Source organism: Pseudomonas parafulva NBRC 16636 = DSM 17004 (genome assembly GCF_000730645.1).
GTDB lineage: Bacteria > Pseudomonadota > Gammaproteobacteria > Pseudomonadales > Pseudomonadaceae > Aquipseudomonas > Aquipseudomonas parafulva.
The window spans coordinates 1-18,688 of sequence record NZ_BBIU01000013.1 but is presented as its reverse complement, the minus strand read 5'-3'; the positions used below and the strand labels follow the sequence as shown (position 1 = coordinate 18,688).

The 18,688-nt window shown below is 63.2% G+C and carries 14 protein-coding genes; 7 read left to right on the top strand and 7 right to left on the bottom strand.

Annotated elements, in window-relative coordinates:
• Positions 1 to 33 precede the first annotated feature (33 nt).
• On the top strand, positions 34 to 2,703 hold the full coding sequence (gene aceE, locus PPA02S_RS09520) for a pyruvate dehydrogenase (acetyl-transferring), homodimeric type (protein WP_028634818.1): 2,670 nt from the start codon (positions 34 to 36) through the stop codon (positions 2,701 to 2,703).
• A gap of 22 nt (positions 2,704 to 2,725) precedes the next feature.
• Here the strand turns inward: aceE and PPA02S_RS09515 are convergent, their stop codons facing one another.
• Complete coding sequence (locus PPA02S_RS09515) at positions 2,726 to 3,673, bottom strand: helix-turn-helix transcriptional regulator (protein WP_028634819.1); 948 nt, start codon at positions 3,671 to 3,673, stop codon at positions 2,726 to 2,728.
• A gap of 174 nt (positions 3,674 to 3,847) precedes the next feature.
• Here PPA02S_RS09515 and PPA02S_RS09510 point away from each other — a divergent pair, with 174 nt between their 5' ends.
• On the top strand, positions 3,848 to 4,282 hold the full coding sequence (locus PPA02S_RS09510; protein ID WP_033728165.1) for a hypothetical protein: 435 nt from the start codon (positions 3,848 to 3,850) through the stop codon (positions 4,280 to 4,282).
• 79 nt (positions 4,283 to 4,361) lie between these two features.
• Here PPA02S_RS09510 and PPA02S_RS09505 read toward each other — a convergent pair whose 3' ends face one another.
• Positions 4,362 to 4,940: a cytochrome b gene (locus PPA02S_RS09505; protein ID WP_028634821.1), complete on the bottom strand. Its 579-nt coding sequence runs from the start codon at positions 4,938 to 4,940 to the stop codon at positions 4,362 to 4,364.
• A gap of 24 nt (positions 4,941 to 4,964) precedes the next feature.
• A complete protein-coding gene (locus tag PPA02S_RS09500; RefSeq protein WP_033728168.1) occupies positions 4,965 to 5,564 on the bottom strand; it encodes a TetR/AcrR family transcriptional regulator in 600 nt (199 codons plus the stop codon).
• Positions 5,565 to 5,674: 110 nt separating this feature from the next.
• Here PPA02S_RS09500 and PPA02S_RS09495 point away from each other — a divergent pair, with 110 nt between their 5' ends.
• A complete protein-coding gene (locus PPA02S_RS09495) occupies positions 5,675 to 6,217 on the top strand; it encodes a GNAT family N-acetyltransferase (RefSeq protein ID WP_028634823.1) in 543 nt (180 codons plus the stop codon).
• A 38-nt stretch (positions 6,218 to 6,255) separates the two neighbouring features.
• Here PPA02S_RS09495 and PPA02S_RS09490 read toward each other — a convergent pair whose 3' ends face one another.
• The 3 genes from PPA02S_RS09490 to PPA02S_RS09480 form a co-directional block, all read right to left on the bottom strand.
• Entirely contained in the window at positions 6,256 to 8,703 is a 2,448-nt protein-coding gene (locus PPA02S_RS09490; protein WP_028634824.1) for a TonB-dependent siderophore receptor, read from the bottom strand.
• 90 nt (positions 8,704 to 8,793) lie between these two features.
• Positions 8,794 to 9,747, bottom strand: a complete 954-nt coding sequence (locus PPA02S_RS09485; protein WP_033728169.1) for a DUF4880 domain-containing protein — start codon at positions 9,745 to 9,747, stop codon at positions 8,794 to 8,796.
• A complete protein-coding gene (locus PPA02S_RS09480) occupies positions 9,744 to 10,274 on the bottom strand; it encodes a sigma-70 family RNA polymerase sigma factor (protein WP_028634826.1) in 531 nt (176 codons plus the stop codon). The genes PPA02S_RS09485 and PPA02S_RS09480 overlap by 4 nt, the downstream gene beginning before the upstream one ends.
• Before the next feature lie 206 nt (positions 10,275 to 10,480).
• On the opposite strand from PPA02S_RS09480, the gene PPA02S_RS09475 reads away from it, so the two are divergent.
• Both PPA02S_RS09475 and tadA read left to right on the top strand, forming a co-directional pair.
• Entirely contained in the window at positions 10,481 to 11,863 is a 1,383-nt protein-coding gene (locus PPA02S_RS09475) for a multicopper oxidase family protein (RefSeq protein WP_028634827.1), read from the top strand.
• On the top strand, positions 11,863 to 12,342 hold the full coding sequence (gene tadA / locus PPA02S_RS09470; protein ID WP_028634828.1) for a tRNA adenosine(34) deaminase TadA: 480 nt from the start codon (positions 11,863 to 11,865) through the stop codon (positions 12,340 to 12,342). The genes PPA02S_RS09475 and tadA overlap by 1 nt, the downstream gene beginning before the upstream one ends.
• Positions 12,343 to 12,589: 247 nt before the next feature.
• Here the strand turns inward: tadA and mltF are convergent, their stop codons facing one another.
• A complete protein-coding gene (gene mltF / locus PPA02S_RS09465) occupies positions 12,590 to 14,047 on the bottom strand; it encodes a membrane-bound lytic murein transglycosylase MltF (protein ID WP_028634829.1) in 1,458 nt (485 codons plus the stop codon).
• Positions 14,048 to 14,349: 302 nt separating this feature from the next.
• Between mltF and purL the strand changes: the two genes are divergently transcribed.
• Together purL and PPA02S_RS09455 are read left to right on the top strand one after the other, a co-directional pair.
• A complete protein-coding gene (gene purL / locus PPA02S_RS09460) occupies positions 14,350 to 18,249 on the top strand; it encodes a phosphoribosylformylglycinamidine synthase (protein ID WP_028634830.1) in 3,900 nt (1,299 codons plus the stop codon).
• A 3-nt stretch (positions 18,250 to 18,252) separates the two neighbouring features.
• Positions 18,253 to 18,564 carry a YqfO family protein gene (locus tag PPA02S_RS09455; RefSeq protein WP_028634831.1) on the top strand — a complete coding sequence of 104 codons (312 nt, stop codon included), beginning with the start codon at positions 18,253 to 18,255 and terminating at the stop codon, positions 18,562 to 18,564.
• The last annotated feature ends 124 nt before the right edge of the window (positions 18,565 to 18,688 follow it).

The following is an 18,688-nucleotide window of genomic DNA, read 5'->3' as shown; positions in this document are numbered from 1 at the left end:
GACCAGCTGATGCCACATCAAGGAGAGTGACCAATGGCGCAGGGCTATCCGCTTCGCGATGAAGACCCTCAAGAAACCCGCGAATGGATCGATTCGATTGCATCGGTCGTCGAGGTCGAGGGGCGCCCACGCGCGCACTTCCTGATCGACCAGCTGCTCGACTTCGACGTTTCCGTGCACGGCGACTTCCACGGGCGGGTGACCACCCCGTATGTCAACAGCATCCCCCCCGAGCGCGAGCTGCCTTACCCGGGTGACCTGGATGTCGAGAAACGCCTGAACGCCTACATCCGCTGGAACGCGCTAACCATGGTGCTGCGCGCCGGCAAGCATTCCGGCGTTGGTGGCCATATCGCCACCTATGCCTCGGCGGCGGTGCTGTATGACGTGGGGTTCGATCACTTCTTCCGTGGCCGCAGCGACACCTTTGCGGGCGATATGGTCTACATACAAGGCCACTCGGCACCCGGCATCTATGGCCGCGCCTATACCGAAGGGCGTCTGACCGAGGAGCAACTGGACAACTTCCGCCGCGAAACCGACCGTGATGGTGTGTCTTCCTATCCGCACCCGCGCCTGATGCCGGACTTCTGGCAGTTCCCGACGGTATCCATGGGCCTGGGCCCGATCACTGCGGCGTACCAGGCGCGTTTCATGCGCTACCTCGAAAGCCGTGGGCTGAAGGAGCATCAGGGCCGCAAGGTCTGGGCGTTTCTCGGCGATGGGGAGATGGACCAACCCGAGTCGCTGGCCGCCATCTCGCTGGCCGGCCGCGAAAAGCTCGACAACATCATCTTCGTGGTCAACTGCAACCTGCAACGCCTGGATGGCCCGGTGCGCGGCAACGGCAAAGTGATCCAGGAGTTCGAGAGCCTGTACCGCGCCGCTGGCTGGAACGTCATCAAGGTGATTTGGGGCAGTGGCTGGGACGCACTGCTGGCCAAGGACAAAACCGGCTTGCTGCGCCAGCGCATGATGGAATGCGTGGATGGCGAGTACCAGACCTACAAGTCGCAGAACGGCGCTTACGTACGTGAGCACTTCTTTGGCAAGTACCCTGAGCTGCTGGAGCTGGTCAGCGACCTGAGCGATGAGCAGATCTGGAAGCTGTCACGCGGCGGCCATGACCCGGTCAAGGTCTACAACGCCTATGCCTCGGCCACCCGTCATAAAGGCAGGCCCACGGTGATCCTGGCCAAAACGGTCAAAGGGTTCGGTATGGGGGAGGCGGGTGAAGGGCAGAACATCAACCACCAGTTGAAGAAGATGGGCGCCGATGCGGTTAAGGCATTCAGCCATCGCTTTGGCCTGGAACTGACTGACGACCAGCTCGGTGAACTGCCTTACCTGCGCCCAGCGGATGACAGCGTAGAGGCCCGCTACCTCAAAGGCCGCCGCGACAGCCTGGGTGGCCAGGTGCCGGCCCGCCACGCTCAGGTGGAGCCGCTGCAAATCCCGCCGTTGTCCACGCTCGACGCTCAGCTCAAGGGCACGGGCGAGCGCTCCATTTCCACCACCATGGCCTTTGTGCGCATCCTCAGCACCTTGTTGAAGGACCCGAACATCGGCAAGCTTGTGGTGCCCATCGTGCCGGACGAGTCACGTACCTTCGGCATGGAAAACCTGTTCCGCCAGATCGGCATCCACTCCCATGTGGGCCAGCTCTACACCCCACAGGACGCCGGTACGCTGTCGTACTACAAAGAGAGCGTAGACGGCCAGATCATGCAGGAGGGCCTTAACGAGTCGGGTGCCACGTCCTCGTGGATTGCCGCCAGTACCTCGTATGCCAACCACGGCGTCATGACGCTGCCGTTCTACATTTTCTACTCGATGTTCGGCTTCCAGCGTGTTGGCGACCTGCTGTGGGCCGCAGGCGATGCGCGCGCCCGTGGTTTCCTGCTGGGCGCTACGTCGGGGCGCACCACGCTGATGGGCGAAGGCTTGCAGCACGACGACGGCCACAGCCATGTGATGTCGGCTACCGTGCCTTGCTGCGTGTCGTACGACCCCACCTACGCCTACGAGCTGGCAGTGATCGTGCACGACGGCATGCGCCGCATGTACGTCGAGCAGGAAGACATCTACTACTACATCACCGTGCTCAACGAGAACTACCCGCACCCCGACCTGCCGCAGGGTAGCGAGGCGGGTATCCTCAAGGGCCTGTACCGGTTGCCCATCGAGCACGCCAGCAACGAAAAGCGCCATGTCCAGCTGATGGGCAGCGGCTCGATCCTGCCCGAGGTCATCGCGGCGGCCGATATCCTGGCACGTGATTACGGGGTCAGCAGCGAAATCTGGAGCGCGACCAGCCTCACCGAGGTGCGGCGCGATGCCCAGCAGGCCGAGCGCTGGAACCTGTTGCACCCACTGGATGAGCCCAAAGTGCCTTACCTGACCGAAGTGCTGGAAGGCCACCCTGGCCCGGTGGTGGTGGCTACGGATTACATGAAGATCCATGCCGATCAAATCAGGCCGTGGGTGGGTAACCGTCGCTTCGTGGCGCTGGGTACCGACGGCTTCGGTCAGTCCGACACCCGCGAGGCGCTACGTCGACATTTTGAGGTGGACCGGCAATTTGTGGTGCTGGCAGCGCTGAAGGCGTTGGCGGACGACGGGGTGCTTGGCCGCGATGTGGTAGCCAAGGCGCTGGCGGACATGGAAATCGACGTGGACAAGGTCGACCCCATTACCGTGTGAAGCTGTCGCGGCGAGCAAGGCCTTATTCGGAACCCGGGGTGTGCCCGAAATAGGCCTTGTACGCATGGCAGAAATTGGCCGGGTTGGCATAGCCGACATGGTAGGCAATCTGCGAGATCTGCCACTTGCGCTCCAGCACGAGCAGCCGTGCGAGCTCCAGGCGCTGCCGCCGTACATGCTGCAGGATGGAATACCCAAACTGCTGGTTGAACGTACGGCGCAGGGTGGTTTCGCTCACGTTCAACTGGCGGGCAAGCTGGGCGACGGTTGGCGGGGCAGTAGGGCTGCTGTCGAGCAAACGGCGTGTTTCCAGTGCCAGGTCACTGCGGCTGCGATCTTCGTGCAGCGTGGGTTTTGGGGCCAGGCCAGACAGATGGCTGGCCAACTCCACAACGATCCCCAGGCTGAGGCTTTCATAGTGCAAGCGCCTCAAGCTGCCGTGGTAGGGCGAGCGGTATAGCTGTTGGAACAGACGGCTCAAGGAGGGGCTTTGGGGCAGTTGGTTGAACTGCATGCCGTTGCCCATCAGCGCCAGCAGCGGCTTGAACTGCACATCGTCCTGGGCCAGCTCGCGCAGCGCATCGCCGGCAATACGCACACCCGCCATGCGCGCATGGCTGTGGGCCGGCAACTGGTCTTGAGCCTCCAGGCTTTCGCTCAAGCCCAGAACATGCAAACGGCCGGCATCGTACTGGTTCAGCGTGCCATCTACCTTGTGCTGCCATACCCCGTCGAACACCTGCACGATGCACAGGCTTTCGGGTAGCACCTTGTCGATGCGCAGGGGTTCTGCAAAATACAGATGGCAATCGAAGTACTGCAAACCCTCCCGCACCGTCTGCGCCCGATAGTGCCCTGTGGCGCTGCCCATTACCTGCGCTGCACGCGTATCCAGCACGCCAGCCTGGGCCAGCGAGCCGGGGCTGTCGAAACTGAAGGTGGTGTCCAGGTAAGGTGTCAGCGATTGCATGGCGGCAGTGGTTCTCGTTAGGGTTGCGTAGGGCAGAAATGGGACCGCGCGCCCATTTTCGGTAATGGCCGTTGTGATCAGCCGGCTGATTGTTGTGAGGGTCGGGCAGGTGGCTTGGCAGCGTGCATATTGAGGCTTTCAATACGCGTTTGTTGCACATCAGGAAACAAAATCATGACCGGTTATCTTAAATGGCCAGCTTTGCTGGCTGCTTGCTTCAGCTTGTGGTTCGGCCAGGCTCAGGCCGAGGAGCGCCCTGAAGTGGCAAAGCATGTTGTCGCTTACCTGGGCACTGAAGGTGCCAAGGTCTGGACGCTGCGTATTGGCGACCGCGCCGCCAACGAGGCGCTGGTGCAGGTAGAAGGCATCGACCACGACTGGGATATGCGCATTCAGAAAATGCACGTTGAAAAGACCAGCAAGGACACGCGCTACTGGACCACCGTTGACGGCAAGAAATTCGTCGCGCTGATCGTGCAGGGCACATGGGGCGGCGAGCTGTACCTGCCCGGCGAAGCGCAGCCGCGCCCGGTGGGCTATTCGGAAGGCCTGTCACAGCAGGGTAATGCCGAAGCCTTCCTCACCGATTACCTGGCTGCCAAGAAATAAGTAATCTTTGCAGGGGTAATGCCTGCTTCGAAAGCCTGCATCCTGCTCGCGAAGAGGCAACCCCTGTACCGCTTGTGGCTCAGTGACCCGGCAGCATACGCACCAGTACATCGTCACGCCGTACCCGATGGTGGAACACCGCCGCCACTATGTGCAGCCCGACCACCCCCCACGCCACCCATTTGCCGATGAAGTGGTGAATATCGTCGATGGGAACTTCGAACGCTTCATAGCTCACCCCATACGTGGCACTGATCCACGCAAACGCGGCTGTCTCGTTGAAGCCTGTCACGCTGAACACGCCGTAGTCCGTAGGCGCCCCTGTGCCCAAGTAGCCGGTCAGCGGCATGACGATCAGCAACCCGTAGAGCCCCCAATGGGCTACCTGCGCCAGCCGGTGCTCGAGCTTCGAGCCAGGCGGGCTATGTGGCTGTACCTGCAGCAGGCGCCACAGCAGCCGCGGCAGCACCAGGAAACCTACCAGCAAACCCAGCGCCCAATGCACGTTCAGCACGGGCCAGGACTCTGGCGAGGTGTCGTCCATGAACCAGATGACGTAATAGACCACGATGTAGGCGGCGATGAACGCGGCGGCGGTGGTCCAGTGAAAAAACTTGGCGAGGGCGCCAAAACGGGTGGCGGTGTTGCGCCATTGCATTGTGTTTCTCCTGGCAGGGTGGCGTCAGCGGGTAAGCAGGTTGCCCAACAGGCGATCCAGGCTGTCGAGGGCCTCGCCCAGGCGTGTTTCGATTTCGGCGTCCGGCTCGGCGATCCAGAATGACGCTTCGGTGACCGCGCCATAGATCATCCGCGCAGTCACCCCGGTGTGCAGTGGCGCCACGCTGCCCTCGGCGACCAGCCCGTCCAGCGCCTGCTGCAAAGCGGCAACGCCGACCGAGCGCGCAGCGGGGGGCACATCGCCAAACACCGCGCGGGCATCTTGCAGGATGATCCGGCGTATTTCCGGCTCCAGCGCCAGCTCCAGGTACGTGCGGCAGCGGCGGCGGAAACCCTCCCAGGGCGTAGGGGCCGCGTCGGAGACAGCTTGCAGGCGTTCGCCCACTTCCGCCTCGATTTGCTCGATGACCGCGATCAGCAGCCCCTCTTTGTTGCCGAAATGGTGGTACAGCGCCCCACGGGTCAGGCACACCTGCGCCGTGAAGTCGTCCATTGAGGTATTGGCGAAACCTTGGCTGGCAAACACCTGCCGCGCGATCGCCACCAGCTTGGCACGGGTTTCCTCGATCATGCTGGAGCGGGTGCGCCGTTGTGGCTGGGTCATGGGCTTTCCTGAACAAATCGCATACGCCGCGTACGTTAATTTGCATACGCGGCGCATGTCAATATAATCGTCAGCTCACCCAGTGCGCCGTTGAGCGCCAGGAGACGCAGATGGAAGTCATTGCAACCGAGCGGCTGATCTTGAGGCCATTCGCCAAGGAAGATGCGGCTGATCTTTTCGAGTACCTGCATCAACCCGTCTCCAGCTGCTTCTTGTCGCTCGCCCTCGCGAACCTGCAGGCGGCCGAGTGCGAAGCGCTGGACCGGGCATCCGGCAGCAAGTACCTGGCGGTATGCTTGCGTACCTCCGGCAAGCTGATTGGCGATCTGTTCGCTGAAGCCGAGGACGATACGTTCTCGGTGGGCTGGAACTTCAACCCAGCCTTCGGGGGCCAAGGCTATGCCTATGAGGCCGCTGCCCAGTTGTTCGCCCACCTGTTCGAGCAGCGTGCGGCGCGCCGGCTGTACGCCTATGTGGAAGACACCAACAGGTCATCCGAGCGTCTGTGCGAGAAGCTCGGCATGCGCCGCGAAGGCGTCTTCAAAGAGTTCGTGACGTTCAAGAACGACCAGGACGGGCTGCCGATCTACGAAAACACCCAGCAGTACGCCTTGCTGCACCACGAATGGGCAGCGGCGCGCACAGGGCGTTAAGGGCCTGTGGCGCGCTTTGCATGGGCGCGCTGCAACCGTTAGAAGCGCCCGCTGAGCGTCACCATGTAACGTCGGGGTTCGCCGTAGAAGTTGGCGTAATCCGAGTAGCCCACCGTGGAGTAGTAGCGTTTGTCGAACAGGTTCTCCACGTTGACAGCGACATCCCAGTGCTTGTCGATTTTGTAGTTGGCGAACGCGTTCCACAGCGTGTAACCGGCCTGGCTGAAACTGTAGTCCTGGCCTTGGCTCAGGTTGCCGTCGCTGCCGCGCACCAATGCAGTGCCCTCGACGTAAGTCGCGCTCTGGGTGGTCACTCCACCGCCCAGTTTGAGCGCCGACCACTGCCCGGGTAGCTGGTAGGTAGCAAACAGCTTGGCCAGGTGCCTGGGCGTCAGCGAGGTGTAGCTCAGCGCGCTGCTGCTTTTTTCCAGGTGGTTGTAGGTGTAGCCGAACGTCGCTTGCAGGCGCTCCAGCACCTGGCCACTGATTTCGAAATCAATGCCTTTGCTGGTGACCTCGCCTTCACGCACATAGCAGCAACTGGCCCCGGTATTGGGGTCGCTGGCTGCGCCGCTGTTCGGGTCGCGTACCGCTTCGCCTTCGCGCTTGATGGCGTACAGCGCCACGTAGGTGTTGACCTGGCCGTCCCACAGGGCGCCTTTGAGGCCCAGTTCGTGGCTGCGGCCGGTGATCGGGTCCAGCGCACCGCTGCCTGGCAATGGGCCGGCCAGGCGATCGGCCTGGGACTTGTAGATTTCACTGATGCTGCCATAGGCGGTCCACTCGGGCGTGAGCGCATAGGTGAGGCCGGTGTAGGGCACCAGCACATTGCGGTCTTCGTAGCGGGTTGGGATGAATTCGTTCGATTCCCGGGTGGTGTACGCGTAGGTGTCAAGGTAGTGGGTGAGGCTGGCGCCGATGAATACGTGCAGCGGTTCAGCCAGTTGCACGCGCAGGTTGGTATAGAAGCCGTCACTGCGCCGGTGCAGTTTGTTGCTGCCGTCATAGAACCCCTGGCCCTTAAGGCTCGGATAATCGTGCGGGTTGAAGCTGAAGATGTTGGCAACACTGACAGGGTCAGACGACCACAAGGGCGTACGGCTTTCGTAGTCATGCCACATCCAGCCAGCGACCAGGCTGTGTTCCAGGCCCAATGCGCTGAACGTGCCGCGCAGGGACACGTCCACCGACCGTTCATGCGCCTTGGCGTTCTGGCCGCCCCAGGTGGCCGCACTGCCCGACCCGGTCGACGGCTCTATGGCGCCGTTGAAGTTGTAGTAGTCCCGCAGCGAGCGGGTACGGCTGTAGAGCGTATCCAGGTTCAGGCTCCAGTCTTCGCCCAGTTGCTGCTTCAGGTTGGCGAAGTAGGTGTCGTTGCGTTGCAGCAGGTAATCGTGGGCGCCTGCAAGGAACGTGCTGCGTGGCAGTTTCAGGTCGGCGCCGGTGCTGTAGCGGGGCAGGCCATAGGCCTGGTCGCTGTCGCGATAACGGCTGTGGGTCAGGCCCAGCAGCAGGTTGGTGCTGTCGGTCAGGTCTGCCTCCAGCACGCCGTAGAACAGGTCGTGGTTGGCGCCGGCATCGTCCATAAACGACTGCTTGTTCTGGCTGACGACCACGGCCCGACCCCGCAGTTTGCCGTCAAAAGCCAAAGGGCCGCCGGCATCCAGTTCACTGCGGTAGTCATCCCAACGGCCAGCCGAAGTGGTGAAGTTGACCTGGGGGGTGAAGGTAGGGCGTTTGCGCACGAAGTTGACGGTGCCGCCCGGCTCGCCGGCACCGGCGAACAGGCCGTCTGCCCCGCGCAGCACTTCAAGGTGGTCAAAGATGGCGGTGTCGGCATTCTTCCACACGCCATCGACCATGGAGGCGCCGCCATCAATGCGGAAGTTGGTCACCTCGAAACCTCGTGACAGGTAGCGGGTGGAGGTCAGGCTGCCCTCATAGAGGCTGATGCCCGTGGTCTGCGCCATTGCCTGGGTCACGGTGGTGAGCTTCTGGTCCTCCAGACGCTGGTGGCTGATCACGCTGACGGTTTGCGGGGTGTCCTTGATCGCCTGGGGCGCTTTGCCCACCGAAACCGAGCCGGTGGTATACGAGCCGGAGCCTTCGGTAACGTCCCCCAGGCCGTCGGCGTTGACGGTGCTGGGCGCCAGTTCCAGGGCGTCGCCCTGTTGGGCGCTGACCAGGCTGTAGCGGCCGTCACGCTCGCGGATAGCTTGCAGGCCGGTGCCACGCAGCAGCTGCGCCAGGGCCTGGTCCAACGAGTACTGCCCGCTGAGGCCTGGGGTGCGCTTGCCGGCGGCAAGGCGCGTGTCGAACGACAGCACCACGCCGGCCTGGGCGGCAAGCTGCGTCAGCGCTGCATCCAGTTCACCCTGTGCTACCTGGTACTGCTGCAGCGGCGCAGCCAGTATGCTGGCAGGGCCGGCGAGCAACAGAGCAAGCAGCAGGTGAGTGCGCGAACGGGGCAGAGGCTTGGGCGTCATGGTGTTCTCTCAAGGGATCCGGGCCAGCCCGTGCTGGCATCACCTGTAAGTCGAACGAGCCAAGGCAATGTGTTCAGGTAACGGAGCAATTCAGGCGCGGACCACCGTCACCCAGTAGCGCGTGCGCGCTTGCACACGTACGGGCAGGGCGCTGGTGATGGCGCGCAGGGCCTGCTCGGTGTCGTCCAGCCTGAAAGTGCCGCTCACGCGCAGGCCGGCCACGTCCGGCCCACAGTGCAGCCAGCCCGGGCGATAGCGGGACAGCTCGGCCAACAGCTGGTCCAGCCGTAGCCCGTTGGCAATGATCAGGCCCTGATCCCAGGCGTCGCTGCCGGCCGGCAGGGCGAGCAGCGGGCTGAAGCGCTCACGGTCGAATTCGCAGCGCTGCTGCTGGCTGGCAACCAGTGATTGGCCGCTGGGCAGGGTGACCCGTGCCTGCTGCTGATGCACGTTCAGGCGGGTGCTGGTCTCCAGCACCCGCAGCGAGAAGCGGCAGGCCTGGGTGTCTACGCGCCCGTGGGTGGTTTGCGCCTGGCACTGCTGGCCGAGGGGCACCTGCACCATGATCTCCCCCTGGCGCAGCTTCAGGCGGGTGCCCGTTGGCGTGTCGCTCACATCCAACGCGGTGTCTGTGTTCAGGCGCACGGTGGTGCCGTTGCCAAGGTTCAGCTTGAGTTGCTCGCCCACACCGCTGCGGTAGTCGGCCAGCCAAGGCAGGGTCGTGCGTTGCTGATAGCCGCCCAGGCTTAGCGCAGTACCACCCAGCAGCACCATGCCTGCCTTGATCACCCGCCGCCTGCTGGCACGTCGATGCTCGGCACTGACGTCCAGCACGCGGCGGGCCACGGGCAGGGCCTGCCCGGTCATGCGGCCCTGCAGGCGCTCAGCCTGCTGCCAGGCCCAGGCGTTGTCCGGGCTTGCATCGTGCCACTGCTGCCAGGCGTGGTGATCGCTTTGTCGGGCGTCGCCGCTGTTGAGCTGGCACAGCCATTCGGCAGCCTGGCGCAACGCAGCCAACTGCCCGGGGCCTAGCGCAGGGTTCACAGCCCGTGGCTCAGGCTGTAGAGCATGCAGTGTTCAGCGGCCTTGGTGATGTAGCGCCGTACGCTCATCTCGGAGATGCCCAGTGTCGTCGCAATGTGCTTGTAGGGCATGCCCTCCACCTGGGACAGCAGAAATGCCTGACGCACCGGTTCTCCCAGGGCGGCAAGCATGGCATCCAGTTCATACAGCGTTTCCAGCAACGCCAAGTGCTGTTCGGGGGGCATTTGCAACGCTTCGGGCTGTTCGGCCATCACTTGGAGCCAGGCTTTTTCCAGGTGGGCGCGGCGCAGCCGATCAATCATCAGCCGCCGGGCAATGGCAGCCAGGTAACCTTTGGGCTCGCGCACGGCACTCAACTTGGCTGCAGCATCCGCTGCCGTGAGCACCCGGATGAACACGTCCTGGACCAGGTCGGCGGCCAGGTGACGGCAGTTCACACGCGGGCGTAGCCAGCCGTGCAACCATTGGCTTTGGGCCTGGTAAAGGTGGGAAACCTGGGTGTTGAGAGAGGCGTCCTGCATGCTCATGGCGTCGGGTTGTCGAGTGAGGTGTAAATGGGAATTGTTCGTATATTAAGCGCGGCATTTTCCGTATTGCAACCCGCTTTGCGGGACGCGGTGGGCGCTGCGGCAACACTTCACTTAATCTTTCGCAAATGCAGGTGTATCGTATTCGCCCTTGATCGTCAGCCATGCTGGCAGCTTGATAGCGCCTAACACGAGGTTCCCGCTGCATGTCCTTCACCCGTCGACAAATGCTCAAAGGCCTGACCGGCCTGGTTGTGGTTGGCCTGGGCGCCGGTGGCGCTGCACGGTACTGGCTGGGCAAGGTCGAGGACGATAACGCGGGCCACGACTACGAGCTGATTGCGGCGCCGCTGGAGGTAGAGCTGGTGGCCGGGTACAAGACCGAGGCCTGGGCCTTTGGCCCCAGCGCCCCGGGTACCGAATTGCGGGTGCGTCAGGGCACCTGGCTGCGGGTACGCTTCATCAACCACCTGCCGATCGAAACCACCATCCACTGGCATGGCATCCGCCTGCCGCTGGAAATGGACGGCGTGCCCTACGTATCGCAATTGCCGGTCAAACCGGGGGAGTATTTCGACTACAAGTTCCGCGTGCCAGACGCCGGCAGCTATTGGTACCACCCTCACGTCAGCAGCTCCGAAGAGCTTGGCCGTGGCCTGGTTGGGCCGCTGATTGTCGAGGAGCGCGAGCCCACGGGCTTCCAGCACGAGCGCACCCTCAGCCTGAAAACCTGGCATGTGGACGAGCAGGGCGCCTGGATGCCCTTCAGCGTCCCGCGCGAAGCTGCGCGCAACGGCACCGCCGGGCGGCTGATCACCATCAACGGCCAGGCCGATGCCGTCACCGAGTTGCCGGCCGGGCAAGTGGTGCGGGTACGGCTGCTGAACCTGGACAACACCTGGACCTACCGGCTCAACCTCAAGGGCAACTGCGAGGCACGGGTGTATGCGCTGGATGGCAACCCTATTACGCCGCGGCCGCTGGAGGATGAGTACTGGCTTGGCCCAGGCATGCGCATCTGCCTGGCCATTCGCATTCCCCAGGCGGGTGAAGAGATCTCGCTGCGCGACGGTTTTGTACGTTTGGGTACCCTGCGTTCGGTGGCCAGCAACGACACCCCCGGTGACTGGCCGGCGGCATTGCCCGCCAACCCGATCGCCGAGCCGGACCTGGAGAATGCCGAAAAGCTGAACTTCAATTTCGAATGGGCGGGCAAGGTGTCGGTAGGTACCGACCAGGGCAAGCCCCCCAGCCTGTGGCAGATCAACGGCCAGGCCTGGGATATCACCGACAAGACCTGCGCCGACCGCCCGATCGCTACGCTCAAACAGGGCAAGAGCTACATCTTCGAGCTGAAGAACATGACCCAGTACCAGCACCCCATTCACCTGCATGGCATGAGCTTCAAGGTGATCGGGTCGAATCGCCACGACATCAAGGAGCCCTGGTTTACCGACACCTACCTGCTGGGCCGCAACGAGCGTGCTCAGGTGGCGCTGGTGGCCGATAACCCTGGCACCTGGATGTTCCACTGCCATGTCATCGACCACATGGAAACCGGCCTGATGGCCGCGATCGCGGTGGTTTGATGCGCCCGCAGATCATCGACCGCAGCCGTGACCAGGACTTCATGCGCATGGCCCTGGCCCTGGCCGCCGAGGGTGCGCAACTGGGTGAAGTGCCGGTGGGGGCGGTGCTGGTGCAACATGGCCAGGTGATTGGCCAAGGCTTCAACCGGCCGATCACCGACAGCGACCCCAGCGCGCACGCCGAAATGGTGGCCATCCGTGCTGCCGCGCACGCGGTCAGCAATTACCGCCTGCCGGGCAGCACGCTTTACGTGACGCTTGAGCCCTGCAGCATGTGTGCGGGGCTGATTGTGCATTCGCGGGTGGCGCGGGTGGTATACGGGGCGCTGGAGCCAAAGGCGGGTATCGTGCAAAGCCAGGGCCAGTTCTTCAACCAAGGCTTTCTCAACCATCGCGTGATGTTCGAGGGCGGGGTACTGGCCGAGGAGTGCGGGCAGATCTTGAGCGAGTTCTTCAAGGCTCGCCGCGCCAAGGGCTGAGCGGCTCTGGCCCTGATCTCGGCAAGCCACCGATCTCTCAAGCACACCACGACACCTGTGGGAGCGGGTTTACCCGCGAAGCAGACACCGCGGTGTATGGCACCGGCTTCGCCGGTGTTCGCGGGTAAGCCCGCTCCCACAGTGATTGCGCTAACTTTGAGATTATTGTGGAAGACAGTTGCTCCACAGGGCCCTGCTAAATCCATGAGCCTTGTGCGGTGGCTTGCAGGCGACAGGGCCCGCGAGCTTACATCGGCGGAGCCTGCTCCGCAGGCTTGTCCTTGTTCACCCCAGGTACATGCAGGTTGCCCTCGGCCACCTGGCCTTCCAGCTGGGGCTGGGTCACCCAGGTCAGGATGTCGTAGTACCGCCGAATGTTGGCGACGAAGTGCACCGGCTCGCCGCCGCGGGCGTACCCGTATTTGGTCTGGCGATACCACTGCTTTTGCGCGAGCCGTGGCAGCATCTTCTTCACATCCAGCCATTTGTTGGGGTTGAGCTTTTCACGCTTGGCCAGGGTGCGTGCATCTTCAAGGTGCCCGGTGCCCACGTTGTAGGCTGCCAGCGCGAACCAGGTGCGGTCCGGTTCCTGAATGCTGTCGTCCAGCTCGGCCTTGATCTTCATGAAGTACTTGGCGCCGCCCTGGATGCTTTGCCTGGGGTCCAGTCGGTTGGACACGCCCATGGCCTGGGCCGTGCGCTGGGTCAGCATCATCAGGCCACGCACGCCGGTCTTGGAAGTGACTTCCGGCTGCCACATGGACTCCTGGTAGCCAATGGCTGCCAGCAGGCGCCAGTCCACCTGCTCGACCTTGGCGTAGCTTTTGAAGTGCTTTTCATATTTGGGCAGGCGCTGCTGCAGGTGCTGGGCGAAGGTGTAGGCGCCCACATAGCCCAGCACGTCGACGTGCCCATAGTAGCGGTCTTTCAGGCGCTGCAGGGTGCCGTTTTTCTGCGCTTTGTCGAGGAATGCATTCACCTCGTTGAGCAGGCTGTTGTCTTCGCCAGGTGCCACGGCCCAACGCTGGTCGCGTGTGTCGCCCAGGTCGAAGGCCACGCGCACGTTGGGGAAGTACACCTGGTTCATGGCCAGTTCGTTGGAGTCCACCAGGGTCAGGTCGATCTGGCCTTCGTCCACCATGCGCAGCAGGTCGACCACCTCGACGGCATCGGATTCCTCGTATTGCAGGCCGGGGTACTGCTTTTTCAATTCGGCCAGCTGGTCGGCATGGCTGCTGCCCTTGAGCACGAGGATCTTCTTGCCCACCAGGCCCTGGGCATCGGTAGGGCGTGGGCGGCCGTTGCGGTAGATGACCTGGGGGGTCACCTCGAGGTAGGGGTGGGAGAACCGGGCCTGGGCCTTGCGCCGCTCGCTGGTGACCAGCCCCGCCGCCGCCAGGACTGGCCCGGACGGTTTGCCCAGGTCGTCGAACAGTTCGTCGAGGTTGTCTGCGGTTTCGATTTCCAGCTTCACGCCCAGATCGTCGGCGAAATGCTTGACCAGCTCGTACTCGAAGCCGGTTTCGCCGTTGCGATCCTGGAAGTAGGTGGCCGGGCTGTTGCGGGTGACCACGCGCAGCACGCCGTCCTCCTTCACGCGCTCGAGGGTGCTGGGTTTTTCAACGCAGGCACCGAGCAGCAGAAAGAGACCGGTTGCGAAAAGCCATTTGGCGCAACGCTGGCGCAAAGCAGTGTGGGCGAACATAGGTTGCAGTATACGCAAAGGACTGGCTGCGCCATATCTCGACAACTACCAGGGAGTCTGATAGCGGCTTTTGAGCGGCAAGCTGCAAGCGGCAAGCTGCAAGCGGCAAGCTGCAAGAAAAAGCGGGTGCGGCACAGTTCGCTCTTTCTTGCAGCTTGCCGCTTGCAACTTGCCGCTGCTTTTCTGACCCGAAAGTCCGGTTCGGCCGCTTGGCAGGCGTGGCGCAGAGCGGGTGCCGAAGCCATCGAATTAGGCTAGAATGCACGGCCTCCAAGTACACCCCTTCTGAGGCTGTCCCGACGATGTTGATCCTGCGCGGCGCTCCTGCCCTTTCTGCCTTTCGCCACGGTAAATTACTCGAGCAACTGAGCCAGAAAGTCCCCGCTGTTACTGGTTTGTATGCCGAATTCGCCCACTTCGCCGATGTCGACGGCGAGCTGACCGCCGACCAGCAGCAGGTGCTGGGCCGTCTGCTCAAGTACGGCCCCAGCGTACCGGTACAGGAACCCACCGGTCGTCTGTTCCTGGTCGTGCCGCGCCTGGGCACCATCTCGCCCTGGGCGAGCAAGGCCAGCGACATCGCCCATAACTGCGGCCTGCAGTCGATCCAGCGCCTGGAGCGCGGCATCGCCTATTACGTTGCCGGCAACCTCAGCGAGGCCGACGCCGGCCGCATCGCTGCCGAGTTGCACGACCGCATGACCCAGCGCGTGCTCGGCCAGCTGGAGCAGGCCGCCGACCTGTTCAGCCATGCCCAGCCCAAGCCGATGACCTCGGTAGACATCCTGGCCGGTGGCCGTGATGCGCTGGCCAAGGCCAACATCGACCTGGGCCTGGCCTTGGCCGAAGACGAGATCGACTACCTGGTCAATGCGTTCCAGGGCCTCAAGCGCAACCCGAACGACATCGAACTGATGATGTTCGCCCAGGCCAACTCCGAGCACTGCCGCCACAAGATCTTCAACGCCAGTTGGGACATCGACGGCCAGGCCCAGGAAAAAAGCCTGTTCGGCATGATCAAGAATACCTACCAGATGCACAGCGAAGGCGTGCTGTCGGCCTACAAGGACAACGCCTCGGTCATCGTCGGTAACGTCGCCGGGCGTTTCTTCCCCAACCCTGAAACCCGCCAGTACGGTGCGGTGCAGGAGCCGGTGCACATCCTGATGAAGGTGGAAACCCACAACCACCCGACCGCCATCGCTCCGTTCTCGGGTGCCTCGACAGGTTCAGGCGGTGAAATCCGCGACGAAGGTGCCACCGGCCGTGGTGCCAAGCCCAAGGCTGGCCTCACCGGCTTCACCGTGTCCAACCTGCGCATCCCCGGCTTCGAGCAGCCATGGGAGCAGGCCTATGGCAAACCCGAGCGCATCGTCGACGCCCTCGACATCATGATCGAAGGCCCGCTGGGCGGCGCTGCGTTCAACAACGAATTCGGCCGCCCGGCCCTGACCGGTTACTTCCGCACCTTCGAGCAAGCCATCAACACCCCCCACGGTGAAGAAGTGCGCGGCTACCACAAGCCGATCATGCTCGCAGGCGGCATGGGCAACATCCGTGAAGACCATGTGCAGAAGGGCGAAATCACCGTTGGTGCCAAGCTGATCGTGCTCGGCGGCCCAGCCATGCTCATCGGCCTGGGCGGCGGGGCTGCTTCGTCCGTGGCTACCGGTGCCAGCTCGGCTGACCTGGACTTCGCCTCGGTACAGCGCGAAAACCCGGAAATGGAGCGCCGCTGCCAGGAGGTCATCGACCGCTGCTGGCAGCTGGGCGACAGCAACCCCATCGCCTTCATTCACGACGTGGGCGCGGGTGGCATCTCCAACGCCTTCCCCGAGCTGGTCAACGACGGTGGCCGCGGTGGCCGCTTCGAACTGCGCAACGTGCCTAACGACGAGCCGGGCATGGCCCCGCACGAAATCTGGAGCAACGAATCGCAGGAGCGTTACGTGCTTGCCGTCAGCGCTGGCGACTTCGAGCGGTTCCAGGCCATTTGCGAGCGCGAGCGTTGCCCGTTCGCGGTGGTCGGTGAAGCGACTGAAGAACCACACCTGACCGTAAGCGACAGCCACTTCGGCAATACCCCGGTGGACATGCCGCTGGACGTATTGCTGGGCAAGCCGCCGCGTATGCACCGCTCGGTCACCCGCGAAGCCGAGCTGGGGGATGACTTCGACCCTAGCGAGCTGGACCTGGACAGCGCCGTTCAGCGCGTGCTCAACCACCCGGCCGTGGCCAGCAAGAGCTTCCTGATCACCATCGGTGACCGCACCATCACCGGCCTGGTCGCCCGCGACCAGATGGTCGGCCCCTGGCAGGTGCCGGTGGCTGACTGCGCAGTGACCGCCACCAGCTTCGATGTCTACACCGGTGAGGCCATGGCCATGGGCGAGCGCACCCCGCTGGCCCTGCTGGATGCCCCGGCGTCCGGTCGCATGGCCATTGGCGAGACCCTGACCAACCTGGCCGCCTCGCGCATCGACAAGCTGTCCGACATCAAGCTGTCGGCCAACTGGATGTCCGCTGCGGGCCACCCGGGTGAAGATGCCCGCCTGTACGACACCGTCAAGGCCGTCGGCATGGAGCTGTGCCCGGAACTGGGCATCACCATCCCGGTCGGTAAAGACTCGATGTCGATGAAGACCAAGTGGAGCGAAGAGGGCGTCGAGAAAAGCGTTACCTCGCCGCTGTCGCTGATCATCACCGGCTTCGCGCCGGTCACCGACATCCGCAAGACCCTCACCCCGCAACTGCGTATGGACAAGGGCGAGACCGACCTGATTCTGGTCGACCTGGGCCGTGGCAAGAACCGCATGGGCGCCTCGATCCTGGCCCAGACCTACGGCAAGATCGCAGCCCAGGCACCCGACGTCGACGACGCCGAAGACCTCAAGGCGTTCTTCGCGGTGATCCAGGGCCTGAACGAAGACGGCCACCTGCTGGCCTACCACGACCGCTCCGATGGCGGCCTGATGACCACCGTGCTGGAAATGGCCTTTGCCGGCCACTGTGGTCTGGACTTGCAGCTCGATCCGCTGACCGACAGCAAGGCCGATGTGGCCGCCATCCTCTTCAACGAAGAGCTGGGTGCGGTGATCCAGGTTCGCCAGGATGCCACCCCGGACGTTCTGGCCCAGTTCAGCGCCGCCGGCCTGGGCGAGCAGTGCGTGGCCGTGATCGGCAAGCCGGTCAACAACGCCGAGGTGTCCATCAGCCTGAACGGCGAAGTGCTGTTCGACGACGACCGCCGCATGCTGCAGCGTCAGTGGGCCGAAACCAGCTACCAGGTGCAACGCCTGCGCGACAACGCCGATTGCGCCGACCAGGAATTCGACCTGTTGCTGGAAGAAGACAACCCTGGCCTGTCGGTGAAGCTGGGCTTCGACGTCAACGATGACGTGGCTGCCCCCTACATCAAGAAAGGCATTCGCCCACAGGTGGCCATCCTGCGTGAGCAGGGCGTCAACGGCCAGGTCGAGATGGCGGCCGCCTTCGACCGCGCGGGTTTCGCCGCCATCGACGTGCACATGAGCGATATCCTGGCTGGCCGTGTCGACTTCGAAGCCTTCAAGGGCCTGGTCGCCTGCGGTGGTTTCTCCTACGGTGACGTGCTGGGTGCCGGTGAGGGCTGGGCCAAGTCGGCGCTGTTCAACAGCCGCGCCCGCGATGCCTTCCAGGCCTTCTTCGAGCGCAGCGACAGCTTCGCCCTGGGCGTGTGCAACGGTTGCCAGATGATGTCCAACCTGCACGAGCTGATCCCGGGCACCGAGTACTGGCCGCACTTCGTGCGCAACCGGTCCGAGCAGTTCGAGGCGCGGGTGGCCATGGTCGAGGTGCAGAAGTCCAACTCGATCTTCTTGCAGGGCATGGCCGGTTCGCGCATGCCAATTGCCATCGCCCACGGTGAAGGCCATGCCGAGTTCGCCAGCGAAGAGGCATTGGTGGAAGCGGATGTTTCCGGTTGCGTGGCAATGCGCTACGTCGACAACCACGGCAAGGTCACGGAAGCCTACCCGGCTAACCCGAACGGCTCGCCGCGCGGTATCACTGGCCTTACCAGCCGCGATGGCCGTGTGACCATCATGATGCCGCACCCGGAGCGTATGTTCCGTGCCGTGCAGAACTCCTGGCGCCCGGATGAGTGGCAGGAAGACGCGGCACTGATGCGCATGTTCCGCAATGCTCGGGTGTGGGTGAACTAAGGCGTGTACAAGCTCGCCTTCTTTGTCCCTGCCAGCCATGTGGAGGTGGTCAAGGCTGCTGTGTTCGCCGCTGGTGGCGGGCGCATCGGTGGTTATGACCACTGCGCTTGGCAGGCCTTGGGCCAGGGGCAGTTTCGCCCGTTGGACGGCAGCCAGCCGTACCTTGGGCAGGCTGGCCAGGTCGAGGTGGTGGAGGAGTGGAAGGTGGAGCTTGTGGTTGCTGACGGCCTGATTGCTCAGGTCGTCGCTGCGCTCAAGGGGAGCCATCCTTATGAGACGCCGGCTTATGAGGTATGGCGCCTTGCCGAATTCTAGTGTTCGAATTGGAAGTTTGTTTATCTATTGAGAGTGTTTGCTCGGTATATGAGCACATTCTGGATAGGTTTGAAGCTTGAAGCTTGAAGCTCGAAGCTTTGCGTGGGTATTGAGAATGGGCTTA